The sequence below is a fragment of the Streptomyces sp. NPDC001020 genome (assembly GCF_053599115.1).
In genome coordinates, this window is the sequence record NZ_JBSFLQ010000014.1 from 127415 (window position 1) to 148015 (window position 20601).

14 protein-coding genes are annotated in these 20601 nt (G+C 71.0%); 4 read left to right on the forward strand and 10 right to left on the reverse strand.

The annotated features are described in order from the left end of the window. Positions 1-45: 45 nt before the first annotated feature. From ACWDEX_RS16120 to ACWDEX_RS16140, 5 genes are all read right to left on the reverse strand, one after another. On the reverse strand, positions 46-1695 hold the full coding sequence (locus tag ACWDEX_RS16120) for a serine/threonine-protein kinase (RefSeq protein ID WP_450464011.1): 1650 nt from the start codon (positions 1693-1695) through the stop codon (positions 46-48). Between the two features lie 150 nt (positions 1696-1845). Further along, entirely contained in the window at positions 1846-3486 is a 1641-nt protein-coding gene (locus ACWDEX_RS16125; protein WP_450464012.1) for a serine/threonine-protein kinase, read from the reverse strand. Between the two features lie 185 nt (positions 3487-3671). Beyond that, positions 3672-6266, reverse strand: coding sequence for a protein kinase (locus tag ACWDEX_RS16130; protein ID WP_450464013.1), 2595 nt, complete (start codon positions 6264-6266; stop codon positions 3672-3674). A 170-nt stretch (positions 6267-6436) separates the two neighbouring features. Beyond that, complete coding sequence (locus tag ACWDEX_RS16135) at positions 6437-8461, reverse strand: serine/threonine-protein kinase (protein WP_450464063.1); 2025 nt, start codon at positions 8459-8461, stop codon at positions 6437-6439. A 308-nt stretch (positions 8462-8769) separates the two neighbouring features. Beyond that, on the reverse strand, positions 8770-10476 hold the full coding sequence (locus ACWDEX_RS16140) for a glycerol-3-phosphate dehydrogenase/oxidase (protein ID WP_450464014.1): 1707 nt from the start codon (positions 10474-10476) through the stop codon (positions 8770-8772). A gap of 261 nt (positions 10477-10737) precedes the next feature. Here ACWDEX_RS16140 and ACWDEX_RS16145 point away from each other — a divergent pair, with 261 nt between their 5' ends. Continuing rightward, a complete protein-coding gene (locus tag ACWDEX_RS16145) occupies positions 10738-11946 on the forward strand; it encodes a nucleotide sugar dehydrogenase (RefSeq protein WP_450464016.1) in 1209 nt (402 codons plus the stop codon). 558 nt (positions 11947-12504) lie between these two features. Here ACWDEX_RS16145 and ACWDEX_RS16150 read toward each other — a convergent pair. The 4 genes from ACWDEX_RS16150 to ACWDEX_RS16165 form a co-directional block, all read right to left on the reverse strand. Further along, a complete protein-coding gene (locus tag ACWDEX_RS16150) occupies positions 12505-13629 on the reverse strand; it encodes a GuaB3 family IMP dehydrogenase-related protein (RefSeq protein WP_450464017.1) in 1125 nt (374 codons plus the stop codon). A gap of 161 nt (positions 13630-13790) precedes the next feature. Further along, positions 13791-15296 (reverse strand): IMP dehydrogenase, encoded by a 1506-nt coding sequence (gene guaB, locus ACWDEX_RS16155; protein WP_450464018.1) that lies wholly within the window; start codon positions 15294-15296, stop codon positions 13791-13793. 278 nt (positions 15297-15574) lie between these two features. Then, positions 15575-16150 (reverse strand): sigma-70 family RNA polymerase sigma factor, encoded by a 576-nt coding sequence (locus tag ACWDEX_RS16160; RefSeq protein WP_450464020.1) that lies wholly within the window; start codon positions 16148-16150, stop codon positions 15575-15577. Positions 16151-16544: 394 nt separating this feature from the next. Continuing rightward, positions 16545-17156, reverse strand: a complete 612-nt coding sequence (locus tag ACWDEX_RS16165; RefSeq protein ID WP_003948568.1) for a response regulator transcription factor — start codon at positions 17154-17156, stop codon at positions 16545-16547. A gap of 381 nt (positions 17157-17537) precedes the next feature. On the opposite strand from ACWDEX_RS16165, the gene ACWDEX_RS16170 reads away from it, so the two are divergent. After that, the gene (locus ACWDEX_RS16170; RefSeq protein ID WP_450464021.1) at positions 17538-17870 is read left to right on the forward strand and encodes a WhiB family transcriptional regulator; all 333 of its coding nucleotides are present in this window, start codon (positions 17538-17540) and stop codon (positions 17868-17870) included. 180 nt (positions 17871-18050) lie between these two features. Here the strand turns inward: ACWDEX_RS16170 and ACWDEX_RS16175 are convergent, their stop codons facing one another. Then, entirely contained in the window at positions 18051-18947 is an 897-nt protein-coding gene (locus ACWDEX_RS16175) for a LysR family transcriptional regulator (RefSeq protein WP_450464022.1), read from the reverse strand. Positions 18948-19027: 80 nt separating this feature from the next. Here ACWDEX_RS16175 and ACWDEX_RS16180 point away from each other — a divergent pair, with 80 nt between their 5' ends. Both ACWDEX_RS16180 and ACWDEX_RS16185 read left to right on the forward strand, forming a co-directional pair. Further along, positions 19028-19702, forward strand: a complete 675-nt coding sequence (locus tag ACWDEX_RS16180; protein ID WP_450464023.1) for an MOSC domain-containing protein — start codon at positions 19028-19030, stop codon at positions 19700-19702. A gap of 89 nt (positions 19703-19791) precedes the next feature. After that, complete coding sequence (locus tag ACWDEX_RS16185) at positions 19792-20565, forward strand: SDR family NAD(P)-dependent oxidoreductase (RefSeq protein WP_450464024.1); 774 nt, start codon at positions 19792-19794, stop codon at positions 20563-20565. Positions 20566-20601: the final 36 nt, after the last annotated feature.

A 20601-nucleotide genomic window follows, 5' to 3' on the forward strand; every position in this document is an offset into this window, starting at 1 on the left:
CCAGCGGTCACAGAGCCGTGACGCACCATGCCGCCCATTTCCTCTTCACTCCGGTACGAACGTGTCAATTGCCACGTCGAAGTACTCCTTCGCCTCCCGCACCTTCCCGACCGGCGCCGACACCCACACGTCGTACATCCGGCCGCCTTCCTCCCAGCACAGGTCGTAGGTGTGTCGGGGGCCCTCCGCCGCGGTGAACCCTTCCCAGGTGAACTCCCAGAGCGCTGCCGGGTTTCCGCGGTGCGATGCGGTGGAGACCCAGGCGTCGCGGTACCCCGGGTTCGTGGACTCCCCGTGGGCGTCGGCGCGCCGCATCACCCCCATCGGGCCGCCCGGCTCGGGATCCGTCACCTTGATACCGATGCGGAAGGTCTGTCCCGGCGACACGTAGAAGACCCGCTCGCCCTGCGGACTGCGCGTGAAGCCGTTCGGCACGGCGAGCGAGAACCCGCCCGTGTCCTGCGACAGTTGGTATCCCGAGGGAACCTTGTGGGCGGCGGGCGACGACGGCGGGCGTGTCGCTGTCACCGTCGGCGCGGGAGCGGGAGCGGCCGGGGACACCGAGACCGACGGCCGAGACGTGCCCGCGCTCACCGACGAGCGCGGCGGTGTCGAACTCGTCGAGGGATCAGCGCCGTTACCGCCGTCGTGCAACAGCAGTACCGCCGCCGAGACACCCGCGCCCACCACCGCCGCGACGAGGGCCGCCGCGACAAGTCCGCCCCGCGCGGGGCGCTTCGCGGTCGGCACGGCGGCCGACGGCGGCGTCACGGCCCCGGACTCCCCCGTCGGGGCAGACGGCACCGCTGGCCGAGGCACGTCCCGTTGCGTCGCTGTGTACGCCCCGGCCGCCCGCGGCGTACGTCCTGTCTTCAGGAACTCCTCCAGCAGCCGCTGCGCCTGAGCCGCGTCCAGACGCCGCCCCGGATCACGCTCCAGCAGCCCCAGTACGACGGGCAGGATCGGCTGCGCCTGCGCGGGCGGTCGGATCTCGTCGACGACCACCGCGTGCAGGATCCCGCCCAACGAGTCACGACGGAAAGGGGATGCGCCGCTCAGGGCGGTGCACAGCAGGGCACCCAGCGACCACAGGTCGGACTCGGGGCCGGTCCGCTCACCGGACATCCGCTCGGGGGCGGTGTACTCCGGCGAACCGACGAACGAGCCGCTCTCCGTGAGCGTCGTGGCGCCCGCTACCTGCGCGATGCCGAAGTCGGTGAGGACGACACGGTCGGTGCCCGCTTCCATGAGGACGTTGGCGGGCTTGAGGTCGCGGTGCAGCACGCCCGCGCCGTGTGCGCGGCGCAGCGCGCCCAGCAGGGCGACGCCGATCCGGGCCGCCTCACGGGCGTCGACGGGGCCACGCGTGGCGATCCGCTCGGCCAACGAACCGCCGTCGATCAACTCCATGACGATGTAGGGGCGTTCGTCGTCCTCGACGACGTCATGGACGACGATGATGTGCGGGTGCCGCAATTGCGCGACCGCACGCGCCTCGCGCAGTGTGCGCTCGCGCTGCAGCCGGGCCTCCTCGTCGGTGAGCGAGGTGTCGAGGACGAGTTCCTTGACAGCCACCTGCCGGCCGAGCAGTTGGTCGGCGGCCCGCCAGACGACACCCATGCCGCCTCGGCCGATCCGTTCCTCCAGACGGTAACGCCCCGCCAGAACACGGACGTTCTCCCCCTCGGTCGTCATGCGCCCCATCATGCCGCACCGGACGGACGCCTTCCGGGACGGCGATCGGCCAAGTGTGCCGCCGCCTCAAGACAGCCGGTGGCATACTCCAGGGAACTCGGGCCTCGGCGCGGACCGACAGTGACAGCAGAACCTTCTGTTCCACTCGGATCAGCCCTCCTGGAAGCCCCGCAGGATCCAGTCGAACTGCTTTCTGGTGGTGGCCCAGTCGTCGGCCGGCGATGCCGCGTAGATGGCGTACTCGGTGCCGTCACTCTCCATGTACCCGACGTCGATCGCACGGTAGGGCCCCGGGAAATAGTGCGGCGGGTCCTTGGCCAGCGCGTTCCACGTGTACTCCCAGCGGACGCCCGGTAGGTCGCGGAAAAGCTCCTCCTTGAGGCTCAGCTGCTTGTAGTCCTGCAGCCGTCGGGAGATCCGCTGGTCCAGGTAGCTCATGTGCTCGTACGAGGTGCGGAAGTCCGGCGCGGTGTCGACGGCGACCCGCACGAGGTGCTTGCCCTGGTCGGGCGAGTAGTCGACCTGCCGGATGCCGTCCTGGTCGATGGAGACGGACCGCTTCCACCCCTTGGGCAGGGAGATGCTGAAACCCACCGGGTCGTTGCGCCGCTCCCAGCCGGCGGGGACCGCCCCCTGACCGCCCTCGTCACTCGGCGTGGCACTGGCACTGGCACTCGGAGTCGACGATGCAGAAGCGGAGCCGCCGGGGTTGCCGGTGCCGTCGTCCCGGTTCACGAACCGGTTCACGGCCACCGCGCCCGCCGCGCCGACGACCGCGGCCATCGCGAGGACCAGCGCGACCGTACGGCCGCGGCGGCGCCTGCGGGGCGCGGTCGGCGGAGCGGGCTGGAGCCGGGTGTGCCCGGTCGCCTGGGCCTCGCGCGCCGCCCACCGCCCCGGTGCTTTCGCGGTCGTGTCCTCACGGTGCGGCAGGCCCACGTGCCGCGTCGCCACGTACTCCTGTGCCGCCTTCGGCCGCCGTCCCTCCGCCGCCTCGGCGAGCATCTGCTCGGCCTGCGCGGCGTCGGGCCGTTGGTCGGGGTCCTTGCACAGGAGTGCCGCCATCACCGGCTCCAGAGCACCCGCGAACCGCGGCGGCGGGGCCTGCTCGTCGACCACGGCCTGCATGGTGGTCAACGGAGAAGTCCGACGAAACGGCGACGTGCCCTCCACCGCCGTGTACAGCGTGGCGCCGAGCGACCACAAGTCCGAGGCCGGACCCGGGTCGTGACCCCGTACGCGCTCGGGCGCGATGTAGTCGACGGAGCCGACGATCTCCCCGGTGCGCGTGATGGTTGTGTCGCCATCGACCTGCGCGATCCCGAAGTCGGTGAGCAACACCCGTCCGTCATCGGCGAGCAGGACGTTGCCGGGTTTCACATCACGGTGCAGTACTCCCGCGGAGTGCGCGGCGCGCAACGCGCGCAGCACCCACAGCCCGATGCGCGCGGCCTCGGCGGGCTCGATGCGGCCGCGTTCCTTGACCGCGTCGGCCAGTGAGCCGCCCTCGACCAGTTCCATCACGATCCACGGCCGGTTGTCGTACTCCAGGACGTCGTGGACCGTGACCACGGCCGAGTGGTTGATGCGCGCGGCGGCCCGCGCCTCGGCATGCGTCCGGGCGAGCAGCACCGACCGGTCGCTCTCCGCGACGTACAACGCGGCGGTCAGTTCCTTGATGGCCACCGGACGGTGCAGCACCTCGTCGTGGGCGCGCCACACCCGGCCCATGCCTCCGCTGCCGATGGTGTCGACGAGCCGGTAGCGGTCCGCAAGGAGCAGGCCCTGCATCTGATTCACGTTCCCCCGCAATGGTCTTGACGAGGGTCAGACTAGAGAGCGGGCCTCACCCACGAAACCGGCGGGGCCGATCGAAGACCGCACTGTGACAGTTCTCCCTTCCCGGCGCGAGACGCAACTGCCGCACACTCGGCGTGATCGGCTTTCGCATCGCCCCGCCCGGTGGTGACGGCCTTTCAGCCGGTCGCCTGGTATGTCTGCTGCGCCTGCTCGTACAGCCTTGTCACCTCGTCGCGTTCCGCCTCGGGGCCCCGGATCTGCACCACGTGGTAGCGGCCGCCTACGAGAACGGCGAGGTTGCGCACGAACAGCGCACGGCCGTCTGCGTCCGTCCAGGTGAACTGCCCCTCGGCCTGGGTCCGTCCGCCGACGTCGACGCGTCGCATCCCGCTGGAGACGGCCCAGCTCGAGCTGCGGAACGGCTGCAGTTCCGGCTCCGACTCCCGCTGGTAGCTCAGCGGATCGCTGCCGTACCGGCTCGTGCTGTCGCGTCCGGGTACCACGATGAGCCGGAAGTCGCCCTGGGAGTAGACGATCTGGCCGCGCCCGTTCTTCGGCGTACGCTGCCAGCCGTTCGCGACGGCGACGCGGAAGCCCTCGGGGTCCTTGCGCAGGGTGAAGCCCTGGGCGACCTGGATGCCGCTGGTCTGCGTCTGCGTCGAATCGTCCGACGTGGTGGGGCTCTTGGAGCTTTCCGGGCTCGGCTTCCGGGCGCCGCCCGTGTCCGACTGCCGTGGCGCGGGACCGATGTCACCCGCGGCACCGGTGCGCTCCCCCGTCGTACGGCTGCCGCTGCTGGGTTCGGCCTTCGGCATGTACACCATGGCGTAGGCGATCGCCGTGGCCAGCACGAGCAGGACCAGCAGGACCAGGGTGCGGCCGAGCCGACGGGGCCTTTGCGGTCGGTCGTCCCTGCCGCGCCTGTGGCGGGCGTGGCCGTTCTCCGGCTTCCTGGAGCGGCGGCGGCGGACCAGCTCGCCGCGGCGCCGTACGATCGGCAGCCGGGTGGGATCGGCGGGTGGCGCCGCGATGACGTGCGCGCCCGCCTCGGGCTCGGGCGCGGACCGTACGAGTGAGCGCAGCCAGCCGCGCAGCTCCTCGACGTCTGGCCGTTCGGTCGGGTCCTGACGCAGCAAGGACTCCACGACCGGGCGCAGTGGCCCGCACTCCTCGGCGAAGGCGGGGGGTTCGGCGCAGACGATCTGCACCAGTTCGTTGGTGCTCTCCTCCGGGTACGGTGCGTGGCCCTGGACTGCCCGGAACAGCAGCGCGCCCAGTGCCCACAGGTCGGTCGCGGGTCCGATCGGCGGGGCCAGCCGCCAGTTCTCGTGTACGGGGCCGGCCTGCTCGGGCGCCCACCGCTCGGTGACGGGTCCGACGACGGTCATCCGTGCCTGCCGCGCACGCTCGGCGGCGAGCGCGGTGGTGGGTCCTCGGTGGCTCCACTGCGCGGCTGCGGGGCCCGCGCCCGAGCCTTGCGGGCCGTCGTGGTGTGCGCCGGAGGCTGCGTCATGGCCAGGGCTCTCGTACGGCCCTGTGCCCGCTCCGGGGCCGTCGGCGGCGTTCTCCCCGAGGGGCTCCGCCGGGCGTGGTACCGCGCCCGGCCAGGCGGACTTACCGCCCACTCCGTACGGGTCGATGATCTGTCCGGGTGGTGTCTCGGGGCGGTGTTCCAGCCCCTGTCCGGACGCCTGCGCCGGTACCGCCGCACCGGTGTGGGCGGTGCGGGGCGGCGGCAGGGCCACCCGGCCCCCGCGCTGCTCCTCCTGTACCCGTGCCGCGGCCCGCGCCCCGGCACGGTACGCGGCGATCGCCCCGGCCCGCGCCGCCCGCACGTCTCCGGCCGACTCCGGCGCCCGAGCGCCCACGACGGGCACACCGCCGCCGGACGTGGCTCCGGTCGGCGGTGTGCCACTCCCCCGGGCCTCGATCGCCGCCCGCCGCGCGGCCTCGGGATCGACGCCCCGCGCGCCTCCGCCGTGGGCCCCGGACGAGCCGCCGGCCGATCCCGCTGGTCCGCCGAAGCCGGTGTCCGGCGCACCTCCGGAGAGACCACGGGGCGCGCCGGTCCCGGTCCCGGTCCCGGTCCCGGTCCCGGTCCCGGTCCCCGGCATGATCCCGTCCTGGTCGGGTGATCCGGCGTCCAACTCCTGTATCGGCACCGGGTCGTACCCGCACAGCGCTTCCTCCGCGGCCCCGGCCGCCAGGCCGGTCAGCACCACCCGGCCGTCATCGCAGACGAGCACCGTGCGTGCGGTGATGTTGCGGTGCACCCAGCCGTGCGCGTGCAGTACGCACAGCGCCATGAGGACGTCGGAGGCGACCTCCGCCGCGCGGTAAGGCGTCAGCGGCTGGTCCGCGAGCATGGCCGCCAGCGGCCTCGCCGCCACCAGCTCGCTCACGATCCACAGCGAACCGGCCTCGGCGAACACGTCGAAGACCTGGTCGAGCCGGGGGTGGTCGGGTATCTGCGCGGCGGCTTGAGCGGCCTCGATCGCGCGCCGTACAGCCGGTTCGGTGGGTCGACGGGTGGCCGCCGTCCGGGCGGCGGCGCCACGGGCTCCGCCGTCCCGCGCCACGAACCCTTCGGGTAGCCCGTCCGCGTCGAGCACCTCTGCCTCGACGATCTCGGGCAACGGCACCTGGCGTACGAGGACTTCCTGTCCGCTGTACGTGTCGAAGGCGCGGGTCTCGGCGAGTTCGTACTCGTCGGAGGGCGGCAGTGGCAGGCGGTAGCGGTCGGCGAGCACTCGTCCCGCATAGTCGTCCACGCTGCCTCCCCCGGCCGCCCCATGGGTCAATTCCGCTCGGCTGACGTCCCGTTCCGGCTGCGTACGGTCCGCAGTTCCTCACGATACGTGCCGGAGGCAACCCGCAACCCGGGGATGTGATATCTCCCCACTACACGGTCGTACGGAACGTCAGTTCGCGGCGTGGTACGTCACGACTTCGGCTGGAAGGTCCGGGTCAGTGTCTTCCAGGTGTCCTTGCGCAGCTTGCTGTCCCAGTCGTCCGCCTTCGCCGTGTACATCAGCCCGTACCCCTGGTGCGGGCTGACGACGAATCCGCGGTCGATCACACGGTAGGTGGTGCCCCCGTCGACATAGGTGAACTCCCAGTCGGCCGTGTTCCAGTCGCGGTAGTCCACCTTCGCGATGTCGATCCGCTTGTACTGGGGACGCACCATGTAGTGCTCCTGGTTGTTCCAGTCGGCCACCGGATCGCCCTTGGGCGTGGAGGTCCAGCCGACGAGCAGCCGCTGCCCGTGAGGCCCGGTGTAGCGGTCCCCCGCCGAGTCCGACGACCGGAACTTCCAGCCCTTCGGAAGGCCGATCGAGTACCCCTGACCGCTCTTGTGCGTCGACGCCGCGCCGTCGCCGTCCGACGTGCCGGGGGACGCGTCGGCACTCGTACCGGCGGTCGGCGAGGCCTCCCGCTTGCCCGAACCGTCCGTCGCGGTGTCGCTCGTGCTTCCGTTGTCCGTGTGGGTGGCGTCGTTGCCGCCCTTGCTCTCGCTCCCCGCGGTAGTGCCGGCGGACGCGGCCGCCTTGGAACTGCCCTTCTTGTCGCTCCGCGAACCACTGTCGCCGTCAGGGAGGGCCAACGCGAGCACAATGCCGAGCACGGCGAGGACCACGACCACGGCGATGATCACCAGCGTCCGCTTCGGCACCACGTCCGTGAGCGGCGCCCGGGGCGGCGCGGCGGAGGCCGGCGCCGCGGTAGCCGACCGCGGCGGACGGTCCGGGTCCGGCACGATGGGCCACCCCGACCTCGGCTTGCCGGAACCGGAGTTCGGCCCGTCGGCAGCGCTCTTGTCCGGCGCGGCGGTCGACGCGGCCCCCGGGTCGGGCGTTCCGGCGGCGGGCGCGTCTTCGCCGCCGGGCTTCTCCGCGGCGGCGGACGAAGGGGATCCCGCTGCCGTCGCAGAGGCGGCCTGGGCCGCCGACGCCCCGGCCTTGCGCACGGACCGCAGCGCACCGCGCAGCCGCTCGGCGGCCTCCTCGCCCCGCTTGCCTCCGGAACTCGCGCTCCCGTTGTCCGGACGTTGCTTCGGCACCGGCGGCAGTTCCAGGACCCGCGTCGCGTCCGCCGGCGCCGCCTCCTTGGGCTCGGGTGCGTGGACGATCTCCTTGAGCATCGCCCGCGCGCCCTCGTCGTCCAGCCGCTGCTGCGGATCCTTGGCGAGCAGTCCGTAGATGACGCCCTTCAGCGGGCCCGCGTTCTTCGGCTCCTCCAGCGGCTCGGTCATCACCGCGGTCAGCGTGGCGATCGCCGACCCCTTGTCGTACGGCGGCACACCCTCGACCGCCGCGTAGAGCAGTCCGCCGAGGGACCAGAGGTCGGCCGCCCGGCCGGGCTTGTGCCCGCGCGCCCGCTCGGGCGAGATGTACGAGGGGGCGCCGACGAGCATGCCGGTGGAGGTGATGGACGGGTCGCCCTCCACCTGAGCGATACCGAAGTCGGTGAGCACGACCCGGCCGTCCTCGGAGATCAGCACGTTCGACGGCTTCACGTCGCGGTGCAGGATGCCCTCGCGGTGCGCGGCGCGCAGCACGTCGAGGATCGAAAGACCGACCTCGGCGGCGCGCTTCGGTTCGAGCACCCCGTCCTCACGGATGGCCTCGGCGAGCGACTTGCCCTCGATCAACTCCATCACGATCCAGGGCCGGTCGTCCTCCTGGACCACGTCGAAGACGGTCACGGCACCGTTGTTGCGGATCCGGGCGATCGCCTTGGCCTCCCGCAGGGTGCGGGTGATGAGTCGGCGCTTCTCCTCCTCGTCGATACTCGAAGGGAACCGCAGCTCCTTGACGGCGACGGTACGGCCCAGGGTCTCGTCCTTGGCCCGCCACACCGTGCCCATGCCGCCGCGGCCGAGTACGTCCCCCAGCCGGTAGCGCCCGGCGAGGAGACGTTCGCTCTTGTCCTGACGGGATGTCCCCGCCCGCTCCGCCTCCGACATGCGTCCCCTCATGCAACCCGCCCTGACAGAGCCTTCATTGTCCCTCACGTACGGATCGCCCGACGCCCAGGGGTGCCCCTGATTCGGCGTCCGGTTCCGCACCGGATGGTGCCTCGACGTGGTGAACGCGGCGGTGTCCGGGCCCATGACGTACACGGCACCCCGGTGTGCACCGCCGAACCGGCCGGGATCCGGTCCCGCCCGGCCCCTCGTCGAGTCGTCCTCCATGATGGGCCGCGACGGGGGAGGATTCCGACGCCGCCGCGCCGTACACCCCGGACCGTGTGGGCCTTACTCCACCGGGCCGCCTACAGCGGCACGATGTCCGGCGCCCCCAGCCGCGCCGCGTCCGCCGTCAGATCGTCGGGCTGACGCTGCGACTCACGCTCCGCCTCCACCCGCTTCTCGTAGTGCTCGACCTCGCGCTCGATATGACCCTTGCCCCATCCGAGCACCGGAGCCATCAACTCGGCTGCCTCCCGGGCACTGAGCGTGCCGCGGTCGAACGTCTCGATCGAGATGCGCGTCCGCCGGGTCAGCACATCGTCCAGGTGTCGCGCGCCCTCATGGGATGCCGCGTACACCACCTCCGCCCGTAGATAGTCGTCGGCCGCCCGGAGCGGTTCGGCCAGCGAAGGCTCGGCCGCGATCAGGTCGAGGACTTCCTCCGCCATCGAGCCGTACCGGTTGAGCAGGTGTTCCACGCGGACCACGTGCAGCCCGGTGCGCGCCGCTATGCGTGCCCGCGCGTTCCACAGCGCGCGGTACCCCTCGGCGCCCAGCAGCGGGGTGTCCTCGGTGACGCAGTCGGCGACCCGCTGGTCGAGGCCGTGCACCGCCTCGTCGACGGCGTCCTTGGCCATCACCCGGTACGTCGTGTACTTACCGCCCGCCACGACCACGAGACCGGGCACCGGATGCGCCACGGTGTGCTCGCGGGACAGCTTGCTGGTGGCATCGGACTCCCCCGCGAGCAGCGGTCTGAGGCCCGCGTACACGCCCTCCACGTCGTCCCGAGTGAGCGGTACCGCCAGGACGGAGTTCACATGCTCCAGCAGGTAGTCGATGTCCGCGCTGGAGGCCGCCGGGTGGGCCTTGTCGAGGTCCCAGTCGGTGTCGGTCGTCCCGACGATCCAGTGTCGGCCCCACGGGATAACAAAGAGGACGGACTTCTCGGTCCTCAATATCAGCCCCGTCGTGGAGTGGATCCGGTCCTTCGGTACGACCAGATGGATGCCCTTGGACGCCCGTACGTGGAACTGGCCCCGTTCGCCCACCATCGCCTGGGTGTCGTCGGTCCACACACCCGTCGCGTTGACGATCTGCTGGGCGCGGACCTCGTACTGCCCACCCCCCTCCATATCCTGCACCGTGGCGCCGACGACCCGCTCGCCCTCGCGCAGAAATCCGGTGACGCGCGCGCGGTTGGCGACCTTCGCACCGTACGAAGCGGCCGTACGCACCAGCGTCGCGACATAGCGGGCGTCGTCCATCTGCGCGTCGTAGTACTGGAGCGCGCCGACCAGCGCACCCTTCTTCAAGCAGGGAGCCACGCGAAGTGCTTGACGTTGACTCAGGTGACGGTGCATCGGCAGTCCGCGGCCGTGGTCGCGCGCCATCGACATGGCGTCGTAGAGCGCGACGCCCGAGCCCGCGTACAGCCGCTCCCAGCCCTTGTGCTGCAGCGGATACAGGAACGGAACAGGCTTCACGAGGTGGGGCGCGAGCCGCTCCAGCAGCAGTCCGCGCTCCTTCAGCGCCTCGCGCACGAGGGCGAAGTCGAGCATCTCCAGATAGCGCAGCCCGCCGTGTATCAGTTTGCTGGACCTGCTGGAGGTGCCCGACGCCCAGTCCCGTGCCTCGACCAGGCCCGTGGACAGACCGCGCGTGGCGGCGTCCAGCGCGGTGCCCGCGCCGACCACGCCTCCGCCCACGACCAGCACGTCCAGCTCTCGCTCGGCCATTCCCGCCAGTGACTCGGCGCGCTGCGCCGGTCCCAGTGCCGCTGCCCTCACCGCTGCCTCCCGCCGTCCGTCACGCCGGTCCCACCCGTCAGGCGAGGCACGGCCCACATCCCCCCATCCCCAAAGTCTGACCGGGATGCCCGGCTTCGGCCACCACGCACTCACCGCCTGTGGACAACACACAAGGAAACACGCCGCGTCAATCACGCAAATCGGTCATATTTACTCCTAGTCTGACATTGCACTCGCTCATTCTGTCCACATGGCTTGCGCACTCGCCCCGCCTCGGCTATAGCGAAGGACGGCCCACCCATGCCCGCAGATCTCGCCGTCATCGGACTCGGTCATCTCGGCCTGCCCCTGGCCCAGGCCGCCGTCGCCGCCGGCATCCCCACCATCGGATACCGGACAGGGCCCGAGGCAGGCTCCCTCACCGCCGCCGAACTGCGTCGGATGCTCTCCAGGGGCTTCCGGCCGACCACCAACGCCGCCGAACTCGGCCGCGTCCGCACCGCCGTCATCTGCGCCCCGGCCCCGCGCGGCGCGGGCGGCGGGCTCGACCTCGGCCAGGTGGAGACGGCCGCCCGTGCCCTCGCCGAGCGGCTGCGCCCGTACACCACGGTGATCCTTGAGTCACCGGTACCCCCGGGCAGCACCGAGCAGTTCCTGCGCCCGCTCCTCGAAGAGGGCTCGGGGCTGCGTGCCGGCCGCGACTTCCACCTCGCGTACTCGCCGAGCCGTGTCGACCCCGGAAACCGCGACTTCGGGGCCGCCAACACCCCGAAGGTGATCGGCGGCCTGACCCCCGCCTGCACCGAGTCCGCCGCCGCCTTCTACGGGCGCCTCACCGACAAGGTGGTACGCGCGCGTGGCCCGCGCGAGGCGGAGACCGTGCAGGTTCTGGAGACGAACTACCGTCAGGTCAACATCGCCCTGGTCAACGAAATGGCCGTCCTGTGCCACGACCTGGGCGTCGATCTGTGGGACGTCATCCGCTGCGCGGAGACCAAGCCCTTCGGCTTCCAGGCCTTCCGCCCCGGCCCCGGCGTCGGCGGCCATGCCGCCCCCCAGGACCTGACGGGCCCGACCGGGCGCACCCTGCGCATGGTCGAACTGGCGCAGCAGGTCAACAGCCGCATGCCGCAGTACGTCGTCCAGCGCGCGGCCACGCTCCTGAACGAGCACGGCAAGTCGGCCCGCGGCGCGCGCGTCCTGCTGCTCGGCGTGACCTACAAGCCGGACCTCGCCGATCTGCAGGCCTCCCCCGCGCGGGAGATCGCGCTGCGCCTGTTGGAGCTCGGCGCGTCCGTCAGCTACCACGACCCGCACGTGCCCGCTTGGAGCGTTCTCGACCGCCCGATCCCGCGCGCGGACTCGCTCTACGAGGCCGCCGCCGGCGCCGACCTGACGATCCTGCTCCAGCAGCACCGCACATACGACCTGCAGGGGTTGTCGGTGAAGGCTCAGCTGCTGCTGGACACGCGAGGGGCTACGCCTACGGGGGCGGCGCATCGGTTGTGAAGAGGGCGCGCGGGAGTGGGGGCGCCTCCGGGACCGGGCCGCCAGACGGCGAATCCGGTACGGTACAAAAGGCGGAGCCCACCGCAGAGGTCACTGCGGCGGACTCCAGAAAAGTGAACGGAGTGTCCACCCCTAGCTCTCGTGGGGGTGGCCGCTCACTTTCCGTAAATCCGCAAGATCCACCTCCCCCGGCACTTCACCGTCCACAGACGGATCCGATCCCAGCGGGTGGGCCTGCGGTGACGCCCCATGGGCGCGCCCCCTTCCACGATGCCGCCCATTGACCCGGTAGGCGGTCCGTCGGAATTCGGGCCGGGCCCCGAGGGCGGGGTCCGGTCCGTGTCCTTGGAAGGGGGCGCCCCAGAGAACGGGGTCGCCGGACACGGACGTTACCGCCTCGGCACCGCCCTCCCCCGCGCATTCATCCCGAAGGCAACCGCGCGCCCCCCCAACCGCACAACGCGCCCCCACCTGGGCACTTGGACATACGAAGGGGCCCGGTCCACCTCCACGGGTGGACCGGGCCCCTTCATCGCTCAAGCCGAGCGCGGCGTCACGTCATCGCCGGTGCTGCGAGTCCGCCACCGTCACCTCGACGCGCTGGAACTCCTTCAGCTCGCTGTAGCCGGTGGTGGCCATGGCGCGGCGCAGGGCGCCGAAGAAGTTCATCGAGCCGTCCGGGGTGTGCGACGGGCCCGTGAGGACCTCCTCGATCGTGCCGACCGTGCCCAGGTCGACCTTCTTGCCCCGCGGCAGTTCCTCGTTGACGGCCTCCATGCCCCAGTGGTGGCCCTTGCCCGGCGCGTCCGTGGCACGGGCCAGCGGGGAGCCCATCATGACGGCGTCGGCGCCGCAGGCGATCGCCTTGGGAAGGTCGCCGGACCAGCCGACGCCGCCGTCCGCGAGCACGTGGACGTACCGGCCGCCGGACTCGTCCATGTAGTCGCGGCGGGCGGCCGCCACGTCCGCGACCGCCGTCGCCATCGGGACCTGGATGCCGAGCACGTTGCGCGTGGTGTGCGCGGCACCGCCGCCGAAGCCGACCAGCACGCCGGCCGCGCCGGAGCGCATCAGGTGCAGGGCCGCGGTGTAGGTGGCGCAGCCGCCGACGATCACCGGGACGTCCAGTTCGTAGATGAACTGCTTCAGGTTCAGCGGCTCGTGCGAGTGGGAGACGTGCTCCGCCGACACCGTCGTACCGCGGATGACGAAGATGTCCACGCCCGCGTCGACGACCGCCTTGGAGAACTGGGCCGTGCGCTGCGGGGAGAGCGCGGCCGCGGTGACCACACCCGAGTCGCGCACCTCCTTGATGCGCTGCCCGATCAGCTCCTCCTTGATGGGCGCGGCGTAGATCTCCTGGAGGCGGCGGGTCACGACGTCCGCGGGCAGGCCCACGATCTCGTCGAGCAGCGGCTGCGGGTCCTCGTACCGGGTCCACAGACCTTCGAGGTTCAGCACGCCGAGCCCGCCCAGCTCGCCGATACGGATCGCGGTGGCCGGGGAGACGACCGAGTCCATGGGGGCGGCCAGGAACGGCAGCTCGAAGCGGTAGGCGTCGATCTGCCAGGCGATCGAGACCTCCTTCGGGTCCCGCGTACGGCGGCTGGGGACGACGGCGATGTCGTCGAAGGCGTACGCCCGGCGGCCGCGCTTGCCGCGCCCGATCTCGATCTCAGTCACGTCTGTGGCCTTTCCCTCTGCGTTTCAGCGTCTTCCAGTATCGCCGACGGGTGCGACAACGGCCGCCCCGCGGGTACGGCGGCGAGTACGACACGACAAGGGCGGCCCCGGAGGTTCCGGGGCCGCCCTCGGACGTGTAGCGCGCGTCTCGGACGCCCGCGTCACTTCCTGCTGTAGTTCGGCGCCTCGACCGTCATCTGGATGTCGTGCGGGTGGCTCTCCTTCAGGCCCGCCGAGGTGATCCGGACGAAGCGGCCCTTGTCCTGGAGCTCCGGGACCGTGCTGCCGCCGACGTAGAACATCGACTGGCGCAGACCGCCGACCAGCTGGTGGACGACCGAGGACAGCGGGCCGCGGTAGGGAACCTGGCCCTCGATGCCCTCCGGGATGAGCTGCTCGTCGGAGGCGACGCCCTCCTGGAAGTAGCGGTCCTTGGAGAACGACCTGCGGTCACCGCGGGTCTGCATGGCCCCCAGGGAGCCCATGCCGCGGTACGACTTGAACTGCTTGCCGTTGATGAACAGCAGCTCGCCCGGCGACTCCTCGCAGCCCGCGAGCAGCGAGCCCAGCATCACCGTGTCGGCGCCCGCGACCAGGGCCTTGGCGATGTCGCCGGAGTACTGCAGACCGCCGTCACCGATGACCGGGACACCCGCCGCCTTGGCCGCCAGCGAGGCCTCGTAGATGGCCGTGACCTGCGGGACGCCGATGCCGGCGACGACACGGGTGGTGCAGATGGAGCCGGGGCCGACACCGACCTTGATACCGTCCACGCCGGCGTCGATCAGCGCCTGGGCGGCGTCGCGTGTGGCGATGTTGCCGCCGATGACGTCCACGCCCGACGAGTTCGACTTGATCTTGGCGACCATGTCGCCGACCAGCCGGGAGTGCCCGTGCGCGGTGTCGACGACGATGAAGTCGACGCCCGCCTCGATGAGGGCCTGGGCACGCTCGAAGGCGTCACCTGCCACGCCCACCGCGGCACCCACGAGAAGGCGGCCCTTGGCGTCCTTCGCGGCGTTCGGGTACTGCTCCGCCTTAACGAAGTCCTTGACCGTGATCAGACCCTTGATGAGGCCCTCGTCGTCGACCAGCGGAAGCTTCTCGATCTTGTGGCGGCGCAACAGCTCCATGGCGTCGCCGCGGGAGATGCCGACCGTGCCGGTGATCAGGGGCATGGGGGTCATGACCTCGTGCACCCGCCGGGAGCGGTCGCTCTCGAAGGCCATGTCACGGTTGGTGACGATGCCCAGCAGCTTCCCGGACCCGTCGGTGACCGGGACGCCGCTGATGCGGAACTTGGCGCACAGCGCGTCGGCCTCGGCGAGGGTGGCGTCCGGGTGGATGGTGATCGGGTTGGCCACCATGCCGGACTCGGAGCGCTTGACCAGGTCGACCTGGTTGGCCTGGTCCTCGATGGAGAGATTGCGGTGGAGTACCCCGACGCCGCCCTGGCGGGCCATCGCGATCGCCATCCGCGACTCGGTGACCTTGTCCATGGCGGCGGACAGGAGCGGAATGTTGACTCGGACGTTCTTGGAGACGTGCGAGGTGGTGTCGATCTCGTCGGGCGCCATGTCCGACGCGCCCGGCAGCAGCAGCACGTCGTCGTAGGTCAACCCGAGTGTCGCGAACTTCTCGGGCACTCCGTCGACGTTGGCAGTCATGACACCTTCCCCAAATGGCCTTGAACGGTGCGGATGTCCATGCTAACGGGAAGCATGGGTCTCTCATTCCACGATCGAGGGCGGGGTGCGAATTCGTACATTCGTACGGATCCGGTGACCCGCCGGTTCCTGCTGGTGGCCAGAAGGCCGTGTGCCGCGCGGAGCCGAGCAGAACTCGCGGCACCTGCGAACTAAGGCCGTCGCGGCTGGTCGTCGCCGTGACGGGAAAGAAAAACGCGGCCGGGTGACCGCCGGGGAAGAGGAGCAGGCAGTGGTCGCTACTGCTCCGCCAGCGCCCTGAGCCGGCTCAGCGCCCTGTGCTGCGCCACCCGCACCGCCCCTGGTGACATTCCCAACATCTGTCCCGTTTCCTCCGCGGTCAAGCCCACCGCGATGCGCAGCAGGAGCAGCTCGCGCTGGTTCTCGGGGAGGTTGGCCAGGAGCTTCTTGGCCCACTCGGCGTCACTGCTCAGCAGCGCCCGCTCCTCGGGGCCCAGCGAATCGTCCGGGCGTTCCGGCATCTCGTCCGACGGGACCGCCGTCGAGCCGGGGTGGCGCATCGCCGCGCGCTGGAGGTCCGCGACCTTGTGCGCGGCGATCGCGAAGACGAACGCCTCGAAGGGGCGCCCGGTGTCCTTGTAGCGCGGCAGCGCGAGGAGCACCGCGACGCAGACTTCCTGGGCCAGGTCCTCGACGAAGTGCCGGGCGTCGCCGGGCAGGCGGGACAGACGCGTACGGCAGTAGCGCAAGGCCAGGGGGTGAACGCGGGCGAGCAGGTCATGGGTCGCCTGCTCGTCGCCTTCGACGGCACGATGGACGAGGGCACCGATCACCGTTGTCTCGTCGTCGCGCATCGGTCCATGGTGCCTTGGTGTCGTCCGATCCGTGGCACCGCGTCCGTAGTTGTGCACCGAAGCGTTATGAGCAGGTGCGCTGGAACCCATCTCCTGCGCCCTCCCCTCCCGCTCGACCGACTCGTCCCCGAGGAACTCCACACCTCAAGGATGCGGCATCCGCGGCGAAACGAGCAGCGGGCGCCCGACGAGCCCCTTCGCCGAGCGGATCCAGGGAGGTGCGGGCGCGGTCCCGCGTCGTTCGGCGCGTGCTCTCGGCTCGCCGGACACCGGCCCTCGACGGAGGTTCCCACGCGGCCCGGCGCCATGCGGGCGCGCCTGGTCTTTCCTGGGGCCGCCGCGCCCCGCCCACCCTGCGGCAGGCGGGGATCCGCGCACCCCCGCGGTGGTCCACTTAACGGACCAGACCCCACCGGAAGCCAAGCGCCACCGCGTGCGCGCGGTCCGAGGCGCCGAGCTTCTTGAACAGGCGCCGGGCGTGCGTCTTCACGGTGTCCTCGGAGAGGAACAGCTCGCGGCCGATCTCCGCGTTGGAGCGGCCGTGACTCATGCCCTCCAGGACCTGGATCTCGCGCGCGGTGAGCGTCGGCGCGGCGCCCATCTCGGCGGAGCGCAGTCGCCGTGGGGCGAGCCGCCACGTCGGGTCGGCGAGGGCCTGTGTCACGGTCGCCCGTAGTTCCGCGCGCGAGGCGTCCTTGTGCAGATAGCCGCGTGCGCCCGCGGCGACCGCGAGCGCCACCCCGTCCAGGTCCTCTGCGACGGTGAGCATGATGATGCGCGCACCTGGGTCGGCGGACAGCAGCCGTCGCACGGTCTCGACGCCGCCCAGACCAGGCATGCGTACGTCCATCAGAATCAGGTCCGAACGGTCGGCACCCCAGCGGCGGAGGACTTCCTCGCCGTTGGCCGCCGTCGTCACGCGCTCGACGCCGGGCACGGTCGCCACCGCACGGCGGAGCGCCTCTCGGGCAAGCGGGGAGTCGTCGCAGACGAGGACGGATGTCATGACCGCCCTCCGCAGCTGATGCGCGTCACCTTGAGCCTCCAGGCTGGTACGAATCGTCACCTCAGCGGTCGACGCCCTCGGACGCCTGCCCGAGCGCTTGTTCTTTCAACCGCCTCCGCACTCTCCAACGATGGTCACTCGAAAGAGTTACGGTGCAGCAAGCCATCTTCGGCACTGTACGTGAGGGCCCGGACACGGTGCAGACATGCGCGGCGGACCTCTGAACTTTCACCACAACCATGCCCCATTTAGCCGCTTTTCTTCCGGTTAGCTGGTGTCTGGAGCTAGATTCGCAATGAGTCATATTTTCATCTCCTAAGATCGTCGTTGTACGGTCGGAAGCACACATATCCGCCCAGAACGGCAACAAGGGGACACGCAATGGCAGATTTCTCCCGCCTTCCCGGTCCGAACGCGGATCTGTGGGACTGGCAGCTCCATGCGGCCTGCCGTGGGGTCGACAGCTCGCTCTTCTTCCATCCGGAGGGTGAGCGCGGCGCGGCCCGGAGCGCGCGCGAGAACTCGGCCAAAGAGGTCTGCATGAGATGCCCCGTGCGCGCCGAGTGCGCGGCCCACGCACTGGCGGTGCGCGAGCCGTACGGCGTATGGGGCGGGCTGACCGAGGACGAGCGCGAAGAGCTCATGGGACGGGCGCGAAACCGGCTGGTGCCGGCGTCGACGACCAACAGGGGCGCTGCCTCCCCGAACAGCTGAAGGAACGTTTCTGAAGCACGGGCGCGCACAGGCGTGCCCATACTTGTGGGCTGAGGTAGAGCCCAAAGGGGTTACGCAGGGGGGCGAGGTACCGCCCAGGGGTCTGCGTCCAGACGCGAGGCGCCACCAAAGGGGGTTGTGCGGGGAAACGCCCGACTGTGCCGCGAAGTGGGTCGACGACTAGCGCTCGGCCGCCCGCGCCAGTTCCCCGAGGGTCGCCGCCACCGCCGGCACATGGGACAGGTCGGGCAGGGTGAGTGCGACGATCTCCCGCCGTACCGCGGGTTCCAGCGCGACCGGGCGCGCACCTCTCGGACGGACGGACTCGATGGCGAGCTGCGGCAGGACGGCCACGCCGAGACCGGCGGCGACCAGGCCGGCCACCGCCGGGTAGTCGTCGGTGGCGAAGTCGATGCGGGGCGAGAAGCCCGCACTCTCGCACACTTGCACCAACTGCCCCCGGCAGCGTGAGCAGCCCGCGATCCACGGCTCCGCGGCGAGATCACCGATGGCGACCGACTTCGCGCGCGCCAGCCGGTGGCGCTCGGGGACGAGGGCGACGAGCCGGTCGGTGAGCAGGGGGCGGACGACCAGGTCGTCCCACTCCTCGGCGCCGGCCGCGCCCTCATAGCGGAAGGCGAGCGCGACGTCGCAGTCGCCGGCGCGCAGCTTCTCGACGGACTCGGGCGGTTCGGCCTCCTCGAGGGAGACCCGGGTGCCGGGATGCGCGGCGCGCAGGGCGGCGAGCGCGGTGGGAACGAGCGTGGAACTGCCGCTCGGGAAGGAGACGAGCCGGACGCGGCCGGCCCGGAGGCCGGCGATGGCGGCGACCTCCTCCTCGGCGGCGGTCAGCCCGGCGAGGATGCCCGTCGCATGCCGCACCAGCGCCTCGCCGGCCTGTGTCAGACGCATCTCGCGGCCGCTGCGGATCAGCAGGGGCGTGCCGACGGACGTCTCCAGCGCCTTCATCTGCTGACTGACGGCGGGCTGGGTGCACCCCAGTTCGCGTGCCGCCGCAGAGAAGGAGCCACTGACGGCCACCGCACGCAACACACGGAGATGTCGGGCCTCGATCACCCTGCAAGCATAAGCGAATCTTGGGATCAGCGGCAGATATTGCATCGACTCTTTGATCACCCATCGCCTACCGTGCGGGCATGAAGCTTCTGTCACTGAACCTGGGCCGGCCCAAGGCCGTGGACTACACCGACCAGGCGGAGGGCGTGACCGGCATCGACAAGCGGCCGGTGGACGGACCGGTCCGGGTGAGCGCGCCCGGACCCAAGGGGACGGGCGCCAGCGGGGTGGCCGGGGACGCCGTGTGCGACCTGCGGCACCACGGCGGCGATGACCAGGCGGTCTACGCGTTCGCCCGCGAGGACCTGGACGGCTGGGAGCGGGAGCTGGGGCGGCCGCTGCCGAGCGGCTCGTTCGGCGAGAACCTCACCACGGAGGGGCTCGATGTGTCCGGTGCGCTGATCGGCGAACGCTGGCGCATCGGGCCCGAGCTGGTGCTGGAGGTCACCTCCGGGCGGATCCCGTGCCGCACCTTCCAGGGGCACCTCGGCGAGACCGGCTGGGTCAAGCGGTTCACGCAGCAGGGGGCGCCCGGCGCGTATCTGCGGGTGATCGAGCCGGGCGAGGTCCGGGCCGGCGACCCCATCGAGATCGTGCACCGGCCCGACCACGACGTGACGGTCGCTCTCGAGTTCCGGGCGACGACGACGGAACGGCACCTGCTGCCACGTCTGTTGGCGGCGGGCGACGCGCTGCACCCGGAGGGCGCCGCCGCGGCCCGGGAGTACACGCGTAAGTACGCGACGAAGAACTAGCGGGCGGCGTAAGGGCGTTGGCGGCAATGCCGGTGAACGTGCCCATCCGGTAGGCGGACTCGTTTCCTCCGGGTCACTATCTTTGGCCCATGACAACGGCTCTGATTACGGGATCGACCGCGGGCATCGGCGCCGCGTTCGCACGACGGCTCGCCGCCGACGGCCATGACCTCGTCCTGGTGGCGCGCGACACGAAGCGGCTGCGGGAGCAGGCGACGGAGTTGCACGACCGGCACGGCATCGAGGCGGAGGTGCTGACGGCGGACCTGGCGACCGACGAGGGCATCGAGGCGGTGGTCGCACGTCTGTCCGATCTCAAGCACCCGGTCGACCTGCTCGTCAACAACGCGGGCTTCGGCAACAAGGGCCGCTATCTCGACGTACCGATGGCCGATGAGCTGCGGATGCTCAAGGTGCACTGCGAGGCCGTCCTGCGGCTGACGAGCGCGGCGGCGCAGACGATGCGCTCGCGCGGGCGTGGCGGCGTCGTCAACGTGGCCTCGGTCGCGGCGTTCGTGCCGCGCGGCACGTACGGCGCGTCCAAGGCGTGGGTCGTGCAGTTCACGCAGGGCGCGGCGAAGGATCTGGCCGGGTCCGGCGTGCGGCTGATGGCGCTGTGCCCGGGATTCGTCCGTACGGAGTTCCACGAGCGGGCCGGGATGGGAACGAGCAACATCCCGAACTGGATGTGGCTGGATGCGGACAAGCTGGTCGCCGCGGCGCTGGCAGACCTGGCCCGCGGCAAGTCACTGTCCATTCCCGACCCGCGGTACAAGGCGCTGATGGGCGTCGTGAAGGTGACGCCGCGCCGGTTGCTGGGCGGGGTCACCTCACGGACGGGGCGCAAGTACGGGCCGCAGTAGGAACGATCACGGCCTTCGACAGCACGCGTACGGGCT

Coding starts and splice junctions, on each gene's coding strand:
- ACWDEX_RS16120 (WP_450464011.1), bottom strand. CDS start 1,695: ATGACGACCGAGGGGGAGAACGTCCGTGTTCTGGCGGGGCGTTACCGT.
- ACWDEX_RS16125 (WP_450464012.1), bottom strand. CDS start 3,486: ATGCAGGGCCTGCTCCTTGCGGACCGCTACCGGCTCGTCGACACCATC.
- ACWDEX_RS16135 (WP_450464063.1), bottom strand. CDS start 8,461: ATGTCGGAGGCGGAGCGGGCGGGGACATCCCGTCAGGACAAGAGCGAA.
- ACWDEX_RS16145 (WP_450464016.1), top strand. CDS start 10,738: ATGCCCGCAGATCTCGCCGTCATCGGACTCGGTCATCTCGGCCTGCCC.
- guaB (WP_450464018.1), bottom strand. CDS start 15,296: ATGACTGCCAACGTCGACGGAGTGCCCGAGAAGTTCGCGACACTCGGG.
- ACWDEX_RS16160 (WP_450464020.1), bottom strand. CDS start 16,150: ATGCGCGACGACGAGACAACGGTGATCGGTGCCCTCGTCCATCGTGCC.
- ACWDEX_RS16165 (WP_003948568.1), bottom strand. CDS start 17,156: ATGACATCCGTCCTCGTCTGCGACGACTCCCCGCTTGCCCGAGAGGCG.
- ACWDEX_RS16170 (WP_450464021.1), top strand. CDS start 17,538: ATGGCAGATTTCTCCCGCCTTCCCGGTCCGAACGCGGATCTGTGGGAC.
- ACWDEX_RS16180 (WP_450464023.1), top strand. CDS start 19,028: ATGAAGCTTCTGTCACTGAACCTGGGCCGGCCCAAGGCCGTGGACTAC.
- ACWDEX_RS16185 (WP_450464024.1), top strand. CDS start 19,792: ATGACAACGGCTCTGATTACGGGATCGACCGCGGGCATCGGCGCCGCG.